Source organism: Streptomonospora litoralis (genome assembly GCF_004323735.1).
GTDB classification, from domain to species: Bacteria; Actinomycetota; Actinomycetes; order Streptosporangiales; family Streptosporangiaceae; genus Streptomonospora; species Streptomonospora litoralis.
The window spans coordinates 1,838,930-1,856,801 of sequence record NZ_CP036455.1 but is presented as its reverse complement, the minus strand read 5'-3'; the positions used below and the strand labels follow the sequence as shown (position 1 = coordinate 1,856,801).

Sequence of the window (17,872 nt, the reverse complement as noted above, 5' to 3'; positions counted from 1 at the left end):
TCTGTCAGGGCCGTAGCCGTGCTGTGACCAGTGGCCGCGTTCCTATTCGTTGAGCGACGTCCCGAAGATGACGTCGTGCTGCTCGTCGATGATCTGTTCGATCGCCACCTCGTGCTCGGGGCATCCCGCGGTCACGTAGGCGAGGATGAAGGTGGTCGCCGACTCGGTGGCATCACCTCGATCGTGGAACGCGCCGGCGATGCCGCCGGAGAGACCGATCTGGATCACCAGCGTGCGGGTGTAGTTGAGTTCCTGGCTGCCACCCTCCACGGCGCCGTAGGTCAGCTCCTCGTCGGCGACCTCGCACAACTCCTGAGCCTCCTCGTGCATGGACTTCCGCCCCTCAGACGGCAGGCTCTCGTACCACTCGTCCCCCGCCATCATCGTCTCGACGTGCTCCCGGGTCGAGGCGGGCGACGGCGAGCTGATGGGTGTCGGCGTAGGTTCGACGGTCTGCGTGGGCGCGGGGGCGCACCCGCCGGCGAGGACGGCGCCGGCGAGTGCGACCCATGCAGCCATGCGCCTCACGACAGCTTCACCACTGCGGACTGGTCGAGGCTGATGAAGTCGCGCAGCTCGATCTTCGCGGGCTCGACGTCCGTGGGGACGTCGAAGGGGAGCCTGCCTTCCACTGTGTTGCCGGGGTTGATCTGGTTGAGGAAGGCGTCCTGGTCGCCCGTCAGCATCTCCGCCGCGGAGTCGGCCGAGTACTCCTTCCCCTCAGCGTCGAGCAGGGTCTGCTGGCTGGCATCGAACGTTCCGGCCTGGTCGCCGATGTTCTCGACGGTGACGTGCACGATGACGTACTGCCCCTGGGGGGTCTCGGTCATCAGCCCGGACTCGTCGCTCAGCTCGGTAACGCCAGTCTCGACGTCGGTCACGGTGAACCGGAACGCCCCGGACTCGACGGGCTCGCCGATCCCGGCCTCGGCTTCGCCGCCGCTGTCGCCTCCGGAGCCGCCGGCTTCGGCCGCGGGCCGGTCGGAGGGGGCGCCGCCGCCGGAGGAGGCGACGACGATGCCGCCGATGATGAGGACCAGGACCATCAGGCCACCGCACCCCAGGCAGCCCCACAGGAGGCCTCGGGATTTCTTCTGCGGCGGGGGCGGAGGGGCGGCCGGCGGCTGGTAGGCGTTGCTCATCGGGGGATCTCCAATCGATCGATCTTCCGTGTGCGCAGGTGATGGGACCGTAGCGAGCCGCGTGCGCACGTCGCGGCCGAACAGCCCAGCTCGGCCGGATTGGGCCAGCCGGGCAACCCGACGCCGTCTCAGACGTCGGGGATCTCGGGGACCGGACCACTCTCGATGGCGGTCGCCGTCGTGGGCGTCGTCTCCTCGGCGCGCTGGGTCGCTCGGATCTCGACGACGGCGTAGACGCGCACGCCACCGTCGCGCCGGTTGGGCTGCGCCCCGCTGGTGTCGACCAGGCGGATGCCGGGGGCGTCGCGCAGCGCCCCCAGGGCCTGGCGGATGTCGTGCTCCTCGCCTGAAAAGCGGAGTTTCAGTGCCACGTATCAGTCCCCCTGCTGGGGAGGGTGGAGCACCCAGGGGGCGCGGGGCGAGACCGGCGCGGTGCCGGCGGCCACGGCCTGGGCGGCCTCCATGACGGCGAAGGCGTCTTCCACCGGTTCGCCGCACGCGCCCGGCAGGGGGAGGTCCGACCGGGTCACGCCCAGGTCCTCGACGTTGCGGCACTCGGCGACGAACTGGGAGTAGTCGCCCCGGACACCCCACCAGCGGGGGTAGCGGATGCGCTCATCGGACTCGCTGAGCTGCCAGTAGGCGGTCCAGGGATAGGCGCCGATGGCGTCGCGCGCCGCCTTCTGCGCTGCGCATATTGCGTCGTCGCGGTCGACTCCGAACGTGTCCCATCCGGCGCCGGGGTCCCAAATCCGTTCGAGCGTGGGTGGCCGGGGCTCGTCCCAGATGGCGATGTGGAAATCGGCCCCGGGCTGCCATTCGGCGATGGTCTCCGACAGGTCAGCGATGGCGTCCGGACCGGCCAGTTCACCATTCCCGGACGCGGCGCCGGGAGGGGCCAGCGGCAGGTCGGCCAGCACGGTGCCCGCGCTCGTGCCCACCTGGTCGGGTGAGAAGGCGACCGCGGCCAGCCGCCGCGGGGCGCGGCCGTCGTCGACGGCGAGGATCAGGATGCCGTGCTCGCGGGCGCGGGTGAGGCAGCGCTGGGCGTGTTCCTGAGCGCGGCTATGAGCGCGCCACTCCGAGAGCACGGTGTTGCACTGGGCACAGATGCGGCCCTTCGGCAGGGGGGCGGGGCCCTCCCCGTAGCGGTCCAGGTTGTGACCGCCGCACCGGCGGCAGACGTAGCGCGCCGCGCTCGCCTTCTCCAACGCGGCGAGCTGCGCCGCGGTCGGCGCGGGCTTCAGCTCGCTGTCGTCCAGGTGGTAGAGCATCGCGTACTTGTTGCCGTGGTACAGCACCCGCGCCCGCGGCTGGGCGGTTTTCAGCACGCGCCGCGGCGGGTCCATCTGGGACAGCTGGGTGCGGGTGAACAGGTCCGCGGGCACTTGGCCCCAGCGTGTGTAGCGGGGGATGTCCTCGGTCGAGGTCATGACTGTGGAACTCCTTCGTGGGTGGTCGGCGCAATTATCCGGCGGAGACGACCAGGCGCGGCATGGGACCGGTGTCCGTCTCCGCGTGCCGGGCCTTCCACGCCTTGATGCACGCGCGCGCCCGGTGCCGGGTGATGCGCTGATCCGCCGCGAGCTGCAACTCGTTGTTGGCCCTGTCGACCAGGCGGCGCTCGGACAGCGCCTGCCCCTGGCGGTACATCCGGTCGTAGATGCCGATGACCTGGGCGTCGATGCCGTCGGCGGGCGGGAGCTCGGCCGCGCCGTCGGGATCGGTCGGCTCGGTGGGGGCCGGCGGCTCGACGGTCTCGCCCGGCTGGTCGTGCTCGTCGGTGCGCTGCGGCGGCACGGCCGCGGCCTGCTCGGCGTGGCGGCCGGTCCCGGCGCGGGCGGTGGCCTCGACGGTGGCGGCCCACAGCAACACGCGGTAGGCGAGGTCGGCGACGATCGGTGCCCACAGCGCGACCAGCACGCCCAGCAGGACCTGGGCCCACTCGATCGGGGCGAGGTCGGGCACCAGCCCGCCGTTCGGGAAGTCCGCCATCACCAAGTTGGCGCGCAGACCGTGGTGGATGTTGCCGATCAGGGTGGTGGTGATACCCGCGTACATCGCCTGGCCGACGATGGGCGGCCGTGTACCGGTGAGCTGTTCGGCGGCCATCCCGCCGGCGACGGCGGCGAGGATGATCGTGTCGACCGTGCCCGCGATCGCATACGCGCGCCAGCCGGATTCGCCGAAGGCCTCGGCGAGCTCGACGAGGTGCATGTAGGACACCGCGAGTGCGGCCGCGAAGATGCTGAAGGCTCCAGCGCGGACGGTCCCGAGTAGACCGCCGGTACTCAGAAGCCGGGGCCGCCGCCGGGCGCGGGTCGTAGCATTGGACATGTGTTTGCCTCCTGGGGTGTCAGGGGGTGGGCACACACGGAGGCCCCGGCAGGGCGTGGCTGCGCCCGGCCGGGGCCGTTGTCGTGTGTGAGGGCATGCCGAGCGGCGCCCTGGGGGCGCTGCGCGGCGGCGTGGAACCTGCGATGGTTTGCAGCCTCTAGGCTGGCGGATTGGCTGGCGGCCGCCGTGATCGCGGCCTGCGCAGGCGTGTGAACGCGCAGGTGAACGAGGGTAGGGCGGGCGGGGCTCGAACCCGCGACCCAAGGATTATGAGTCCTCTGCTCTGACCAGCTGAGCTACCGCCCCGCCATGGGGCGGGAATGCAGTCCCGCCGATGGCTGCCCGGCCGGGGTGCTCGGTCGGGAACGCCGTTATCTTAACAGCACCCCCGCCGTTCCCATTCTGCCGCGAACCGGGGAGGTGCGGCCGCATACGCACCTGTGTCGCAGGCGCCGCCGCGCCGGTGGGGCGGGGCGCGGTCGTCGGCGGGGGCCGGGCTAGGGTGGGAGGCCGCGGCGCCGTTCACCAGCGCCGGCGGGGCGCCGTGCGGGGGCGGACGCCGGGAGGCCGCGGGGCCGTGGATAGCATCGCGGGTCGCGTCAACGTCATTCAGGAGAAGAAGGTCATGGCCCAAGTACCTGTCAACGTCACCGTCACCGGGGCAGCCGGGCAGATCGGCTACGCGCTGCTGTTCCGCATCGCCTCGGGCCAGCTTCTGGGCCCCGACACGCCCGTCAAGCTGCGCCTGCTGGAGATCCCCCAGGCCGTCACGGCGGCAGAGGGCACCGCGATGGAGCTGGACGACTGCGCCTTCCCGCTGCTGAAGGGCATCGACATCTTCGACGACGCGCGCCCGGCGTTCGAGGGTGCCAACGTCGGCCTGCTCGTGGGCGCGCGCCCGCGCAGCAAGGGCATGGAGCGCGGTGACCTGCTGGAGGCCAACGGCGGCATCTTCAAGCCCCAGGGCGAGGCCATCAACGCCGGTGCCGCCGACGACGTGCGGGTACTGGTCGTCGGCAACCCCGCCAACACCAACGCGCTGATCGCCCAGGCCCACGCTCCCGACGTCCCGGCGGACCGCTTCAACGCGATGACGCGGCTGGACCACAACCGGGCGCTCACCCAGCTCGCCAAGAAGCTCGGGGCCTCCGTCACCGACATCGAGAAGCTGACGATCTGGGGCAACCACTCGGCGACCCAGTACCCCGACATCTTCCACGCCGAGGTCGGCGGCCGCAACGCCGCACGGGCGATCGACGACGAGGCGTGGCTGCGCGACGACTTCATCCCGACCGTGGCCAAGCGCGGCGCCGCCATCATCGAGGCCCGCGGCGCCTCCTCGGCGGCTTCGGCCGCCAATGCGGCCATCGACCACGTCCACGACTGGGTCAACGGCACCCCCGAGGGTGACTGGACCTCCGCGGCCATCCCCTCCGACGGCTCCTACGGCGTGCCCGAGGGCATCATCTCCTCGTTCCCCGCCGTCTCCCGCGGCGGCCGCTGGGAGATCGTGCGCGACCTGGAGATCAACGACTTCTCCCGCGAACGCATCGACGCCTCCGTGCAGGAACTCACCGAGGAGCGCGACACGGTCCGCAAGCTCGGCCTGGTCTGACCGGGGCGCCCGGCCCTGCCCCGAATCCGCCGATCCGCCCCGCTCCCGGGGGCGGGCACGGCAGCCTCCAACCGCAGGCGGCGCCCCGCGCGGGGCGCCGCCTGCGGTTTCACCTCCGCCGAAGGGGCTCCGCCCGCGGCCCGAAGAGCGGCATTGCCTACCATTGCGGTCATGCCGCGAACCGACCTGCCCCTCGACGAACTCCCCGACTACACCGCCGCCGCCACCGCACCGGCCGACTTCGACGACTTCTGGGCGGCGACCCTCGCCGAGGCGGCCCGGTACGACCAGCCCGCGGTGGCCATCCCGCACCGGAGCCGGCTGACGACCCTCGACGTCTTCGACGTCAGCTTCCCCGGTTTCGGCGGCCACCCCGTCAAGGCGTGGCTGCTGCTCCCCCGCCGGCGGAGCGGGCGGCTGCCGTGCGTGGTGCGCTTCCCCGGCTACGGCGGCGGCCGCGGCAGCCCCCTGCGCGCGCTGGAGTACGCCTCGTGCGGTTACGCCGACCTCGTGATGGACGTCCGCGGCCAGGGCACGAACACCGCGGCCACCGGTGACACACCCGATGCCGAATACTCCCCGCACCCGCACCGGCCCGGGTTCATGACCAAGGGCGTGCTGGACCCGCGCCACTATTACTACCGCCGGGTGATCACCGACGCCGTGCGCGCGGTCGCCGCCGCCCGCACGTTCGACAGCGTCGACCCCGACCGCGTCGCCGTGGCCGGTGCGAGCCAGGGCGGCGGGCTGGCGGTCGCGGCTGCCGCGCTGGCGCCGGACGTCGCGGCCGTCGTCGCCGACGTGCCGTTCCTGTCGCACTTCCGGCGGGCGACCGAGATCGCCTCCGCGGGGCCCTACCTGGAGATCGCGGAGTACCTGGCCGCCCACCGCGACAGCGCCGACCGGGTCTTCGCCACGCTGGCCTACGCCGACGCGCTCAACTTCGCGTCCCGGGCGAGTGCGCCCGCCTCCTTCAGCGCCGCGGGCATGGACCCCATCACACCGCCGTCCACCTGCTACGCCGTCTACAACGCCTACGCGGGACCCAAGCGGATGCGGCTGTGGGAGTTCAACGGCCACGAGGCCGGCGACGCGTTCGGGAGCGCGGAGAACCTGGGGTTCCTCGCCGAGCACCTGGGCTGATCCGGCGCCACCGCGACGCCGGAGCGCTCGCGCTCGGACGGGTCGGCGGCGGGCACGCGGGGGCGGGCGCCTGTGGACGAGTGGCCCGGGCGGTCACCGGGAGCAGGCAGTATGGAATGCGTGAGTCTCATCGATCAGCTCCCCGCCCGCCCCGAACCCGACTCCCTCTTCGAAGCGTTCGCGTCCTGGGCCGAGGATCGCGGGCTCACCCTCTACCCGCACCAGGAAGAGGCCCTCATCGAGGTGGTGTCGGGCTCCAACGTCATCCTGAGCACCCCCACGGGTTCCGGCAAGAGCCTGGTGGCCTCCGGAGCGCTGTTCGCCGCCCTGGGCCGCGACGAGTGCGCGTTCTACACCGCGCCCATCAAGGCGCTGGTCTCCGAGAGGTTCTTCGAGCTGTGCGCCGTGTTCGGCACCGACAACGTCGGCATGATGACCGGCGACGCCAGTGTCAACTCCGACGCCCCCATCGTGTGCTGCACCGCCGAGGTCCTGGCCCAGATCGCGCTGCGCGACGGCGCCGACGCCGACATCGGCACCGTGGTCATGGACGAGTTCCACTTCTACGGCGATCCCGACCGCGGCTGGGCCTGGCAGGTGCCGCTGCTGGAGCTGCCGCAGGTGCAGTTCCTGCTGATGTCGGCCACCCTGGGCGACGTCAGCCGGTTCGAGGGCGACCTCACCCGCCGCACCGACCGCACCACCACCGTGGTCAGCTCCGCCGAGCGGCCCGTGCCGCTGTTCTACTCCTACCGCACCACCCCGCTGCACGAGACCCTTGAGGAGCTGCTGGAGACCCGCGAGTCCCCGGTCTACATCGTGCACTTCACCCAGGCGCAGGCGGTCGAGCGCGCCCAGTCGCTGACCAGCATCAACATGTGCTCCCGTGCCGAGAAGGACGCCATCGCCAAGGAGATCGGCAACTTCCGCTTCACAACGAAGTTCGGACGCAACCTTTCCCGCTACGTCCGCCACGGCATCGGCGTGCACCACGCCGGCATGCTGCCCAAGTACCGGCGCCTGGTCGAACGCCTCGCCCAGGCCGGGCTGCTCAAGGTCATCTGCGGCACCGACACCCTCGGTGTGGGCGTCAACGTCCCCATCCGCACGGTACTGTTCACCGGGCTGAGCAAGTACGACGGCTCTCGGGTGCGCCGGCTGAGCGCGCGCGAGTTCCACCAGATCGCGGGCCGCGCCGGGCGGGCCGGCTACGACACGGTGGGCAACGTCGTCGTGCAGGCCCCCGAGCACGTCGTGGAGAACGAGAAAGCGCTGGCCAAGGTCGGCGACGACCCCAAGAAGCGGCGCAAGGTGGTGCGCAAGAAGGCGCCCGAGGGGTTCGTGGGCTGGGACCAGAACACGTTCGAGAAACTCATCGCCGCCGAGCCCGAGCCGCTGAAGTCCCGGTTCAAGGTGAGCAACGCGATGCTGCTCAGCGTCATCGCGCGCCCCGGCGACTGCTTCGCCGGCATGCGGCACCTGCTCACCGACAACCACGAGGAGCGGTCGGTCCAGCGGCGGCACATCAGCGAAGCCGTGGCCATCTACCGCTCGCTGATCGACGGCGGGATCGTGGAGCGCCTGGAGGAGCCCGACAGCAACGGCCGCGTCGCCCGGCTGACGGTCGACCTCCAGCCGGACTTCGCGTTGAACCAGCCGCTGTCCACCTTCGCGCTGGCCGCGCTGGAGCTGCTCGACCCCGCCGCGACCACCTACCCGCTGGACGTGCTGACGGTGGTCGAGTCCATCCTCGACGACCCCCGCCAGATCCTCGGCGCACAGCTCAACAAGGCCCGCGGCGAGGCCGTCGCGCAGATGAAGGCCGACGGCGTCGAGTACGAGGAGCGCATGGAGCGGCTGGAGGAGATCGAGTACCCCAAGCCGCTGGAGGAGTTGCTCGACCACGCCTACGAGGTCTACCGCCGCGGCCACCCCTGGGTGGGCGACTACCCGCTGCGCCCCAAGTCGGTGGCCCGGGACATGTCCGAGCGCGCCATGACCTTCACCGAGTACGTGGGCCACTACGAGCTCGCCCGCTCGGAAGGGCTGGTGCTGCGCTACCTCGCCGGCGCCTACAAGGCCCTCAACCAGACCGTTCCCGAAGACGCCAAGTCCGAGGAGCTGCGCGACCTGATCGAGTGGCTGGGCGAACTCGTCCGCCAGGTCGACTCCAGCCTCCTGGACGAATGGGAGCAGCTGACCAACCCCGACGAGGAGGAGACCGCCGAGGGCGTCTCCGAGGAGCGGGTCAAACCGGTCACCGCCAATACCCGGGCTTTCCGCGTGCTGGTGCGCAACGCCATGTTCCGCCGTGTGGAGCTGGCGGCGCTGGGCCGCCACGCCGAGCTGGGCGAGCTGGACGCGGAGGACGGCTGGGACGCCGAGGCGTGGGAGGAGGCCATGGACGAGTACTTCGCCGAGCACGACGAGCTCGGCATCGGCCCGGATGCCCGGGGCCCGGGCATGCTGCTCATCGAGGAGCGCGACGGCGTCTGGGAGGTCCGCCAGATCTTCGACGACCCCAGCGGCGACCGCGACTGGGGCATCAGCGCCGAGGTCGACCTCGCGGCCTCCGACGAGACCGGTCAGGCGGTCGTCCGCATCACCGACGTGAACCGCCTGTGAAACCTGCCGCGGTACGGGGCCGCCCGCTGCCACCGGGCGCGGCCCGGCCCTCAGCGGTCGGGGCATTCTCCCCTGCCCGCCTCACGCCAACAGGTGGGTGTTGACCTCCCGCGCCTCCGCGGCCAGCTCGCCGACCTCCACGACCGTGCGGCCCGCCCCGCGCAGCCGCTCCACGCCCTGGGCGTGGACGAACACCGCCGGTTCGCGCCAGGCCACGACGATTCGCGGGATAGCAGTCGCCAGGACGAGGTCGGTGCACGTCCGTGTACGCGAGGTGCGTTGGGTGCAGGGTTCCAGCGAGCTGTAGAGGGTGGCGCCCGCCAACCGCGGGTCGGCGGCATCGATGCCGCGCAGCGCGGTCTCCTCCGCGTGGTCGTGCGGGTCGTCGCGGCGCGAGTAGCCCTCGGCGACGACCGCTCCCGTTGCGTCCACGACGATCGCCCCCACGGAGAAGGCGGTCGAGGAAGGCGGGCACCGGCGCGACAGCGCGATGGCCGCGCGCAGCCAGTGGCGGTCGGCGTCGCTCGGCTCGGGGGCGCCGCCGGGACGCAGGCTACTCAACGGCGGAGAGGCGGGCGGCTTCATCGTCTGGACTCCACGTCTCGGGAAAGGTAGCGCAGGATCGCCATGTCGCCGAGCGCCCGGGTCTCGGCCAGTCGCATCGGGGCGGCGGGGCCGTGGGCGAAGTCCGCCGGGCCCACGAAGCGGGGGGCGGCGGCGTCTCCGACGAAGAACGGGGCGATCGCGATCCGCATCTCGTCGGCCAGCCCGGCGGAGAGGAACCGGGTGTGCACCCCCGTGCCGCCCTCGACCAGCAGCCGCTCGACACCGCGGGCCGCGAGATCCGCCAGGACCGCGCACAAGTCCGGACCCGTGTCGAGGACCTCTACCCGCGAGGCCCCTCCCGCCTCTCCCCTACCGGCGTCGGCGAAGCGCCGCGCGATCGCTTCGCGGGCGGCGGGTTGGACGTAGACCAGCTTGGCGGCGTCGCCGGTGGTGAAGACACGCGACGCCGGATCGACTCGGCCGCTCCCGCTGAGGACGACCTTGACCAGGTCACCGGTGCGCCCCTCGGCGATCCGCCGCGCCCGCCGCCGAGCCGAGCGCACCAGCAGCCGCGGATCGTCGCTGCGCACAGTGCCCGCGCCCACGAGGATGGCGTCGCAGCCCGCCCGTAGTTCGTCGACCTCGTTGAAGTCCTCCGCCGACGACAACCGCAGTCGCTCGGGCCCGGCGTCGTCGATGAACCCGTCGAGCGACATCGCGCAGCTGAGCAGGGTGTAGGGCCGCGACATGACTCTCAGGCTAATGCCCGCCTGCGCGCGCCCCGCCCCTAGGACCCCGCCGCGACCTGCGCGAAACGAACCCCGTAGCGAAGATCACACGGCCGGCATCCCCGCAACGGGTACGGGGCGCAGCCGTCCATGGATCAGTGCGGCCAGACTACGCGCACAATGAAGATCATCCGCATCCGGTCCATGGCGATGTACACGAAGAAGCCACGACCGCCGAAGATATCCAAGGTGCGCAGCCCATCGCCGTGCGACGACCCGCGCCCGGCTGCCGCAGCGGTGTCGCCCAGAACGGCGAGTTGCTCTGCCAACCGCTCCACCTCGGACACCACCTCAAGCGGCAGTCCGGCGGCAACGTGGTCGAAGTCGGGGTTGAAGTGCCACGTCCACGCATCGCTCACGTCGCGACCTCGCGCTCGGCTTCGGCCAGAATCTGCTGGATCTCTCCGATCAGGCGTGTGGCGGTCACCATGTCCGAGGCACGCCGTGCTTCCTCTTCTAAACGCCTGAGGCGTGCGGCTCTCTCGGGAATCCTTTCGATAGCGACGAACTCACCCCAGTACTGCAGGAAGGACCGAAGCGGCGCCAGGGTGCTCTGCGCGGCGGCCTGCTCGGCGGCCTGTTCGAGATGATCGCTGAACTCGGCCACACGCGCGGGAGCGAGCTGGGCGACCGCGGTGCGCAAGGCCGTCGGAGTGAGCGCCGGCATCGCGATCAGCGGCAAGCCGGATGGAAGGTGCTGCTCGGTCATCACCATGCTCCTCGGGAGGTTCCGCAGGCGGACACCTCGTCCAGCCCGACATCAGCTTAGAGTCTGCCACCGTCGTTCTCCGCAGCATCGCCACACGCGTCGACGACTGCACCCGGCGCGGCGGGCCCGCAGCGAAAAGCTCCCCGCTCAGCGCGACTGCGGGTCGCTGAGCGGGGAGCCGTCACGCACGCGGGCGGCGCCGGGTCAGAACGGGTACTGCTGGATCTCGCTCTGCATGGTGACCCACTGGGTCTCGGTGAACGCCTCCAGGTTGGCGCGGGTGCCGCCGAAGCGGGCGCCGGTGCCCGAGGCGCGGACGCCGCCGAAGGGAGCCACCGCCTCGTCGTCGACCGTCTGATCGTTGATGTGCACGATGCCCGTCGGGATACGGTCGGCCAACTCCATACCGCGCATGGGGTTGCCGGTGAGGATGCCCAGCGACAGGCCGTAGTCGCTGGAGGCGGCGATGCGGGCCGCCTCGTCCGGGGTGGAGAACCGGATGACCGGCGCCACCGGGCCGAAGACCTCCTCGTGGAAGGCGGGGGTGTCGGCGGTGACCTTGTCCAGCACGGTGGGCCGGTAGAACTGGGCGTCGTAGGTGCCGCCCGCCCGGACCTCGGCACCCGCGGCAACGCTGCGGATGACCAGGTCGTGCACCCGGTCGCGCTGGCCCACGTCGATGATGGGACCCAGGGCCGTCCCCTCCTGCTCGGGGTCGCCTACCGTGAGCGCCTCGGCCTTGGCCGCGAGCTTCTCCACGTAGGCGTCGGCCAGCGACTCGTGCACGAGGTGGCGTCCGGTCGTCATGCAGATCTGACCCTGGTGCAGGAACGAGCCCCAGGCCCCCACCGAGGCGGCGCGGTCGACGTCGGCGTCCTCCAGCACGATCAGCGGGGAGTTGCCGCCCAGCTCCAGGTGGGCCCGCTTGAGGTGGCGGCCGGCGGCCTCGCCGACCTTGCGGCCCGCCGCGGTGGAGCCGGTGAAGGAGATGACCGCGATGTTGGGGTCGGCCACCAGCTGCTCGCCGGCCTCGGCGCCGCCGGGCAGCATCTGCAGCAGTCCGTCGGGCAGTCCCGCCTCGCGGAAGACCTCCGCGATGACGGCGCCGCCCGAGACGGCGGTGCGCGGGTCGGGCTTGAGCACCACCGCGTTGCCCAGAGCCAGCGCCGGCGCGACCGAGCGCATGCCCAGGATCAGCGGGAAGTTGAACGGGGCGATGACGCCGACCACGCCCACCGGCACCTGCCGGGCCAGGCTCAGCCGCGGCTGGGCGCTGCGCAGCACCTCGCCGTTGGGCTGGGAGGCCAGCGCGGCGCACTCGTAGGCTTCGGTGACCGCCAAGTGAACCTCGAAGTCGGCCTTGCCGCGGGCCGACCCGGCTTCGTGGCGCAGCCAGCCGGCGATCTCGCCGGCCTCCTCCTCGAACTTGGCGCCGGCCCGCCGCATGACGGCCGCGCGCTCCTCGAAGGAGACGGCGGCCCAGTGGCGCTGAGCCTCGGCGGCCCGCTGGGCCGCCTCGGCGACGTCGGCCGCGCCGGCCGAGCCGATGCGGCCCAGCTCCGTGCCGGTTGTCGGCGAGGTGACCGGGGCGTCGCCGGCCTCGGCGGGCCGCCACGATCCGGTGAAGACGTTGCCGCGCCACTCGTTTTCGTTGAGCAGTGCCATGGTCGCTCCTGTGCGTCGAAGGATGGGGGCGGGGCGGCCGCGGCCGGAAGGGCCGCGCCCGCCGCCGCTGCCGATGAGCGGACGGCGGCGCCCCCCTGCGCCGCCGCCCGCCGCATGTGTGCCGCCCGGCCGACGCGCCGTCTGCGCCGCGCCGCGGCGGTTACGCGGTCTTGCCCGCCGCCGGCTGGGAGGCGTTGCGGATCTCCGCGTAGATCCGCGAGCGCAGCTCGGCGAAGCGGTGCTCGCCGCGGGTGCTGATCTGGTCGCGCTCGTCGGCCAGGTCGACGGGGACGTCGTCCTGGATGATCGTCGGCGAGGAGGACATCACCAGCACGCGCTGTCCCAGGTAGACGGCCTCGTCGATGTCGTGGGTGACGAACAGGACCGTCATGTTGAACCGCTTCCACAGTGTGCGGATGAGGTCCTCCAGGTCCGCGCGGGTCTGCGCGTCGACCGCGGCGAAGGGCTCGTCCATCAGCATCACGCGCGGCTCGTAGGCGATCGCCCGCGCGATCGCCACGCGCTGCTGCATACCGCCGGAGAGCTGCCACGGGTAGGCGCCGGCGAACTTGTGCAGGCCCACGGCCTCCAGCGCCTCGTCACTCAGCTCGCGGCGGCGCTGCTTGGCCAGCCGCTTCTCCTTCAGCGGCAGCTCGACGTTGTCGCGCACGCGCAGCCACGGGAACAGGCTGCGGCCGTACTCCTGGAAGACCACGGCCATGTCCGGCGGCGGGCCGGTGACCGCGTTTCCGGCGAGTTCGACGGTGCCGGAGGTGGGCCGCATGAGCCCCGCGATGCACTTGAGCAGGGTCGTCTTACCGCAGCCGGAGGGGCCTACCAGGCAGGCGAGCTCGCCGTCGTCGAGACTGAACGTCAGGTCGCGGATCGCCTCGACCTCCCCGTGCTGGCCGGGGTAGATCTTCTGCATTCCGGTGACGTCGAGCATGTGGCCCGCCTCCTGCGCGGCGCCGGTCTTACGTGCCGGTGCGGTCGGTGTGGTCGCCATTTCTCGCTCACTCCCCGCGCGCCGCAGCGCGCACGCCGTTGTACCAGCTCAGCACCTGCCGCTCGATCGCAGCGAAAACGACGGAGAGCACGAAACCGAGCAGGCCGAGCAGCACGATGCCGCTCCACATCTCCGGAATGGCGAAGGTGCGCTGGAACTGGATGATGGTGTGCCCCAGCCCGCTGCTGCTGGCGAACATCTCGCTGATCACCATCAGGATGATCGCGATGGACAGGCCCTGCCGCATGCCCGCCATGATCTGCGGGCTGGCCGAACGCAGCACCAGCGTCGTCAGCCATCGCCGCCCGCGCACGCCGTAGCACCGGCAGGTGTCGATCAGCACCGGGTCGACGGCCCGCACACCCTCGATGGTGTTGAGCAGGATGGGCCAGATGCAGCCGGAGACGATCACCGCGAGCTTCATGGTGGTGTTGACGCCGACGAACAGCATCAGCAGCGGCACCAGCACGGGCGGCGGGATCGCCCGGAAGAACTCCAGGACGGGTTCGAGGACGGCGCGGGTGCGGGGGGAGAGCCCGAGCACGATGCCGAGCCCCACGCCCAGCAGCGTGCCCAGCGCGAATCCGCCCAGCAGGCGGGCGATGCTGGGCAGCACGTCGTCGGCTACGCGTTCGGCGCCCCAGACCTCGGCGAAGGTCGTGGCGATCTCTCCGGGCGTGGGCAGGTAGTACACGGTCGACGCCAGGCTGGCCACCCACCAAACCGCGATGAGCGCCGCCGGCAGCAGCACGATCTGCACGGCTCGCAGCACGATGCGCCCGGCGCCCCCGGCGCGGCGGTTCCGCTGGTCGGTGCGTGCGACGCTCACACGTTCTCCTCTCCGCGGACCGAGGCGTGCCAGCGCAGCGCCCGCCGCTCCAGTGCCCGCACACCGACGTTGACGGCGACCCCGAGGGCGCCGGTGGCGATGATGAGGGCGTAGACCAGCTCAGTGGCGTTGCTCTGCTTGGCCACGGCGATCTGCTGGCCGAGACCCGGCGTGCCGATGATCAGCTCTCCGGTGATGGTCAGGATGAGCGCCACGGCCGCACCCAGCCGCAGTCCGGTCAGGATGTAGGGCAGCGCCGAGGGCCAGGCCACGTAGCGCAGCCGCGCCAGCCGCCCCAGGCCGTAGGAGCGGGCGGTCTGGTCGGCGATCGGGTCGATGTCGGCGACTCCGTAGAGCACCTGGATGTAGATCTGCCAGAACGCCGCGTAGACGACCAGCAGCAGCGTGGAGGCCATGTCGGTGCCGTAGAGCAGGATGGCCAGCGGGATCAGCGCCACCGACGGAATCGGCCGCAGGAACTCCACCGTGGAGGAGGTGAAGGCCCGCAGCACGGGCACCGAGCCCACCACGAAACCGAGGAGCGCGGCCGCGGCGAAGGCGCCACCCAGACCGATGCCCCAGGTGACGAGGGTGTCGCCGACCGCGGTCCAGAACTCGGGCAGCGCCAGCCGCTCACCGAGGGTGGCCAGCACCTCCGAGGCCGGTGGCAGGAACCGCGCCGGCACCACGCCGATGCGCGGGACCGCCTCCCACAGCAGCAGGAAGCCCACTACGCCGATGGTCCCCAGCAACGCCCGGTTGGGCCCTCGCCGGGCGGCGCGGGGGCGTCCCCCCGCCCCGGAGGGATGGGCGGGGGGACGCGCGGTTTCGACAGTGCCGGTGTCGGTGTCGGTGTCGGACTCGGCCGTCATTGGAAAAGCTTGTCCATGTCAGGCCGGGACTCGATGACGCCGTCGTGCATCATGAGGTCGATGATGGAGTTCGCCGGCTGCTTGTAGTCCTCCGTGGGCCACCGCGGCAGGCGGAGCTGCTCGATGGTCTCGGAGTCGATCTCGGTGTACTCGCCGATGATGCGGCGCGCTTCGTCCGGGTTCTCTTCGGCGTAGGTCAGCGACTCGTTGATGGCGGCGGTGAAGTTGTCCACCAACTCCGGGTCCTGGGAGATCATCTGCTCGGTGGTGAAGTAGTAGGCCACCGAGAGGTTCTTGTCCGCGTCGACGAAGTTGGACGCGACCTCGGTCGCACCGCCGTTGAGCGAGGCGGTCAGGAACGGCTCGACCACCCAGGCGGCGTCGACGTCGCCGCGCTCGAGGGCCGCCGGCATCTCCGGGAAGGGCAGCTCGACGAACTCGATCGTGTCGGAGTCGCCGCCGGCCTTGCGGACCGAGTTGCGGACGGTGGTGTCGCCGATGTTCTGCAGGTTGTTCACGGCGATCGTCTTGTCCTCAAGGCCCTTGGCGTCGGTGATGTCGCTGCCCTCGGGCACCACGACGCCGCCGAAGTCCTCGCCCTGCTTGCCGGTGGTGGTGACGCCGTTGGCGACGATGGTCAGGGGGAGGTCGTTGCTGCGTCCGATCACCAGCGAGGTGATGTTGCCGAACGCGAAGTCGAACTCGCCCGCGACGACGCTGGGCACGGCCTCGGCACCGCCGGAGGTGTTCTTGATCTCCAGGTCGAGGCCGTGCTTTTCGAAGATGCCCTGGTCGACGCCGAGGTGCAGGGGCGCGACGTCGACGATCGGGATCGCGCCGACGGTGATGGACTGGGTGCCGCCGCTGTCGCCGCCGCCGCTGTCTTCCTGGCCGCCACCGCCGCAGGCAGTGCTTGCGAGCAGTGTGACCACAGCGGCCACGGGGAGGATCATCCGGCGCATGGTTGGTCTCCTGGTGGGTGAATTCGTCGGGTCCGCGCCGCAAAGCGGGCGCGCTGGGGGGATCATCCCCAGACCTCGGCAGCGGTCTCGACGATCAGGCGCAGCTTGGCGACCTGCTCGTCGTAGGTGAGATCGTTGCCTTCGAAGGTGCTGGAGAACCCGCATTGGGGTGCGAGGCAGAGCTGTTCCAGTGGAATGTAGCGGCTCGCCTCCTCAATGCGGCGCTTGAGGTCGTCCTTGCTCTCCAATACGCCCCGCTTGGTGGTGACCAGGCCGAGGGCCACGTACTTGCCGTGCGGCACGTAGCGCAAGGGTGCGAACCCGCCGGAGCGGGCGTCGTCGAACTCGAGGAAGTATCCGTCGACCCCCAGGGAGCCGAACAGTTCCTCGGCGACGAAGTCGTAGCCGCCCTCGGCCACCCAGGAGGAGCGGAAGTTGCCGCGGCACAGGTGCGTGGTGACGCGCATTCCCTCCGGGCGGCCCTGCAGGGCGGCGTTGATCTGGGTGATGTAGCGCCGGTGGAGGCTGTCGCCGTTGTCCCCGCGCTCGTCGATCATGGCGCGCTGGCGGGGGTCGTTGAGGTAGGCGAGGCTGGTGTCGTCGAGCTGGAGGTAGCTGCAGCCTAGTTCGCCCATCCGGCGGATCTGCTCGGCATAGGCGGCCGAGAGGTCGCTGAAGAACTCCTCGGTGTCGGGGTAGACGGCAGGGTCGATGGAGGCCTGGCCGCCCCGGTAGTGGACCATGCTCGGCGAGGGCATGGTCAGCTTGGGAGTGCCGGTGGTGGCGGTATCCCGCAGGAAGGCGAAGTCGTCGGCGAAGATCGTGTGCTCCAGACCGACTCTGCCGCTGACGTGCAGCGCGGCGGGGGTGAACTCGATGTCGCCCTGCTCGTTGTGGAACGTGACCTGCAGGTCGCCTTCCGCCTTCGTGATCCCGCCGAGCTGGTAGATGAAGTCCATGTGCCAGGAGGCGCGGCGGAATTCGCCGTCGGTGGCCGTGGACAGGCCGACCTCCTCCTGCATGCGCACGACGTCGCCGATCGCCTCGTCCTCCAGGCTGCGCAGCTCCTGCGCGCTCAACGAGCCCTCGGCGTGGCGGGCGCGGGCGTCGAGCAGCTGCCGCGGCCGCAGCAGGCTGCCCACGTGGTCGGCTCGGAACGGCGGTTCGTCACGACGACTGGCGGTTGGGGTCATGTCTCGCCGGTGTCCCTTCGTCCTCGGTGGCCTGCGCGAGCGGCGCCGACGCGCGGCACACGCGCTCCGCCCGTCTACGATCTCAAGCGTGGGTGGGATCGGGGCCCCGTCGAATGCGGCGGCGGGCCGCGGCGGCACGCACTACCCGGCAGCGCGCGGCAGGCGGTCGACGCCCGATCGCCCGGAACCGCGGCGGATCGCGATCGAGGCGCCTAGGCACCGTACCGCATCCGCGGACCTGTGTACGAGATACGAACAAGCGTTCTGCAAGTGAACTTAAGTGACGGCAATCACCGACGTCAACCCCTGGATGCCGGATGCCTACACCGGGCACTTAGGGCTTTACCTGCGGTCTTGGTTGTGCGGTATGAGAACATCCCCATAGGCGTATGCGCGGGCGGCCGCACGGCACGGCGTCCCGCGGGCCCGAGCGCCGCGGA

The 17,872-nt window shown here is 71.2% G+C and carries 18 protein-coding genes and 1 tRNA gene; 3 read left to right on the top strand and 16 right to left on the bottom strand.

Annotated elements, in window-relative coordinates:
- Positions 1-42 precede the first annotated feature (42 nt).
- From EKD16_RS07830 to EKD16_RS07805, 6 genes are all read right to left on the bottom strand, one after another.
- Complete coding sequence (locus tag EKD16_RS07830; protein WP_131097771.1) at positions 43-519, bottom strand: hypothetical protein; 477 nt, start codon at positions 517-519, stop codon at positions 43-45.
- Positions 520-524: 5 nt separating this feature from the next.
- Positions 525-1,142, bottom strand: coding sequence for a DUF4352 domain-containing protein (locus EKD16_RS07825; RefSeq protein ID WP_131097770.1), 618 nt, complete (start codon positions 1,140-1,142; stop codon positions 525-527).
- 128 nt (positions 1,143-1,270) lie between these two features.
- The gene (locus EKD16_RS07820) at positions 1,271-1,513 is read right to left on the bottom strand and encodes a hypothetical protein (protein WP_131097769.1); all 243 of its coding nucleotides are present in this window, start codon (positions 1,511-1,513) and stop codon (positions 1,271-1,273) included.
- A 3-nt stretch (positions 1,514-1,516) separates the two neighbouring features.
- Positions 1,517-2,575, bottom strand: coding sequence for a hypothetical protein (locus EKD16_RS07815; protein WP_131097768.1), 1,059 nt, complete (start codon positions 2,573-2,575; stop codon positions 1,517-1,519).
- 34 nt (positions 2,576-2,609) lie between these two features.
- Positions 2,610-3,479, bottom strand: a complete 870-nt coding sequence (locus EKD16_RS07810) for a hypothetical protein (protein ID WP_131097767.1) — start codon at positions 3,477-3,479, stop codon at positions 2,610-2,612.
- Between the two features lie 232 nt (positions 3,480-3,711).
- Positions 3,712-3,785, bottom strand: a tRNA-Ile gene (locus EKD16_RS07805).
- A 319-nt stretch (positions 3,786-4,104) separates the two neighbouring features.
- On the opposite strand from EKD16_RS07805, the gene EKD16_RS07800 reads away from it, so the two are divergent.
- The 3 genes from EKD16_RS07800 (at position 4,105) to EKD16_RS07790 (ending at position 8,862) form a co-directional block, all read left to right on the top strand.
- Complete coding sequence (locus tag EKD16_RS07800) at positions 4,105-5,094, top strand: malate dehydrogenase (RefSeq protein ID WP_131102211.1); 990 nt, start codon at positions 4,105-4,107, stop codon at positions 5,092-5,094.
- 171 nt (positions 5,095-5,265) lie between these two features.
- On the top strand, positions 5,266-6,237 hold the full coding sequence (locus EKD16_RS07795; protein WP_131097766.1) for an acetylxylan esterase: 972 nt from the start codon (positions 5,266-5,268) through the stop codon (positions 6,235-6,237).
- A 111-nt stretch (positions 6,238-6,348) separates the two neighbouring features.
- Complete coding sequence (locus EKD16_RS07790; protein ID WP_131097765.1) at positions 6,349-8,862, top strand: DEAD/DEAH box helicase; 2,514 nt, start codon at positions 6,349-6,351, stop codon at positions 8,860-8,862.
- An 81-nt stretch (positions 8,863-8,943) separates the two neighbouring features.
- On the opposite strand, the gene EKD16_RS07785 is transcribed toward EKD16_RS07790, so the two are convergent.
- From EKD16_RS07785 to EKD16_RS07740, 10 genes are all read right to left on the bottom strand, one after another.
- A complete protein-coding gene (locus EKD16_RS07785) occupies positions 8,944-9,447 on the bottom strand; it encodes a cytidine/deoxycytidylate deaminase family protein (RefSeq protein WP_131097764.1) in 504 nt (167 codons plus the stop codon).
- The gene (locus tag EKD16_RS07780) at positions 9,444-10,157 is read right to left on the bottom strand and encodes a RibD family protein (RefSeq protein ID WP_131097763.1); all 714 of its coding nucleotides are present in this window, start codon (positions 10,155-10,157) and stop codon (positions 9,444-9,446) included. The genes EKD16_RS07785 and EKD16_RS07780 overlap by 4 nt, the downstream gene beginning before the upstream one ends.
- A 134-nt stretch (positions 10,158-10,291) precedes the next feature.
- A complete protein-coding gene (locus EKD16_RS07775; protein WP_131097762.1) occupies positions 10,292-10,555 on the bottom strand; it encodes a hypothetical protein in 264 nt (87 codons plus the stop codon).
- On the bottom strand, positions 10,552-10,905 hold the full coding sequence (locus EKD16_RS07770) for a DUF6247 family protein (RefSeq protein ID WP_131097761.1): 354 nt from the start codon (positions 10,903-10,905) through the stop codon (positions 10,552-10,554). Before EKD16_RS07770 ends, EKD16_RS07775 begins: the two co-directional genes overlap by 4 nt.
- 204 nt (positions 10,906-11,109) lie before the next feature.
- The gene (locus tag EKD16_RS07765; protein WP_131097760.1) at positions 11,110-12,570 is read right to left on the bottom strand and encodes a benzaldehyde dehydrogenase; all 1,461 of its coding nucleotides are present in this window, start codon (positions 12,568-12,570) and stop codon (positions 11,110-11,112) included.
- Positions 12,571-12,730: 160 nt separating this feature from the next.
- On the bottom strand, positions 12,731-13,576 hold the full coding sequence (locus EKD16_RS07760; RefSeq protein ID WP_394347320.1) for an ABC transporter ATP-binding protein: 846 nt from the start codon (positions 13,574-13,576) through the stop codon (positions 12,731-12,733).
- A 7-nt stretch (positions 13,577-13,583) separates the two neighbouring features.
- Complete coding sequence (locus EKD16_RS07755) at positions 13,584-14,351, bottom strand: ABC transporter permease (protein WP_131102207.1); 768 nt, start codon at positions 14,349-14,351, stop codon at positions 13,584-13,586.
- Positions 14,352-14,401: 50 nt separating this feature from the next.
- Positions 14,402-15,277 carry an ABC transporter permease gene (locus EKD16_RS07750; protein WP_131097759.1) on the bottom strand — a complete coding sequence of 292 codons (876 nt, stop codon included), beginning with the start codon at positions 15,275-15,277 and terminating at the stop codon, positions 14,402-14,404.
- On the bottom strand, positions 15,274-16,230 hold the full coding sequence (locus tag EKD16_RS07745; RefSeq protein ID WP_341351870.1) for an ABC transporter substrate-binding protein: 957 nt from the start codon (positions 16,228-16,230) through the stop codon (positions 15,274-15,276). Before EKD16_RS07745 ends, EKD16_RS07750 begins: the two co-directional genes overlap by 4 nt.
- A 71-nt stretch (positions 16,231-16,301) precedes the next feature.
- The gene (locus EKD16_RS07740) at positions 16,302-17,432 is read right to left on the bottom strand and encodes a 5-methyltetrahydropteroyltriglutamate--homocysteine S-methyltransferase (RefSeq protein ID WP_131097757.1); all 1,131 of its coding nucleotides are present in this window, start codon (positions 17,430-17,432) and stop codon (positions 16,302-16,304) included.
- Positions 17,433-17,872 lie beyond the last annotated feature (440 nt).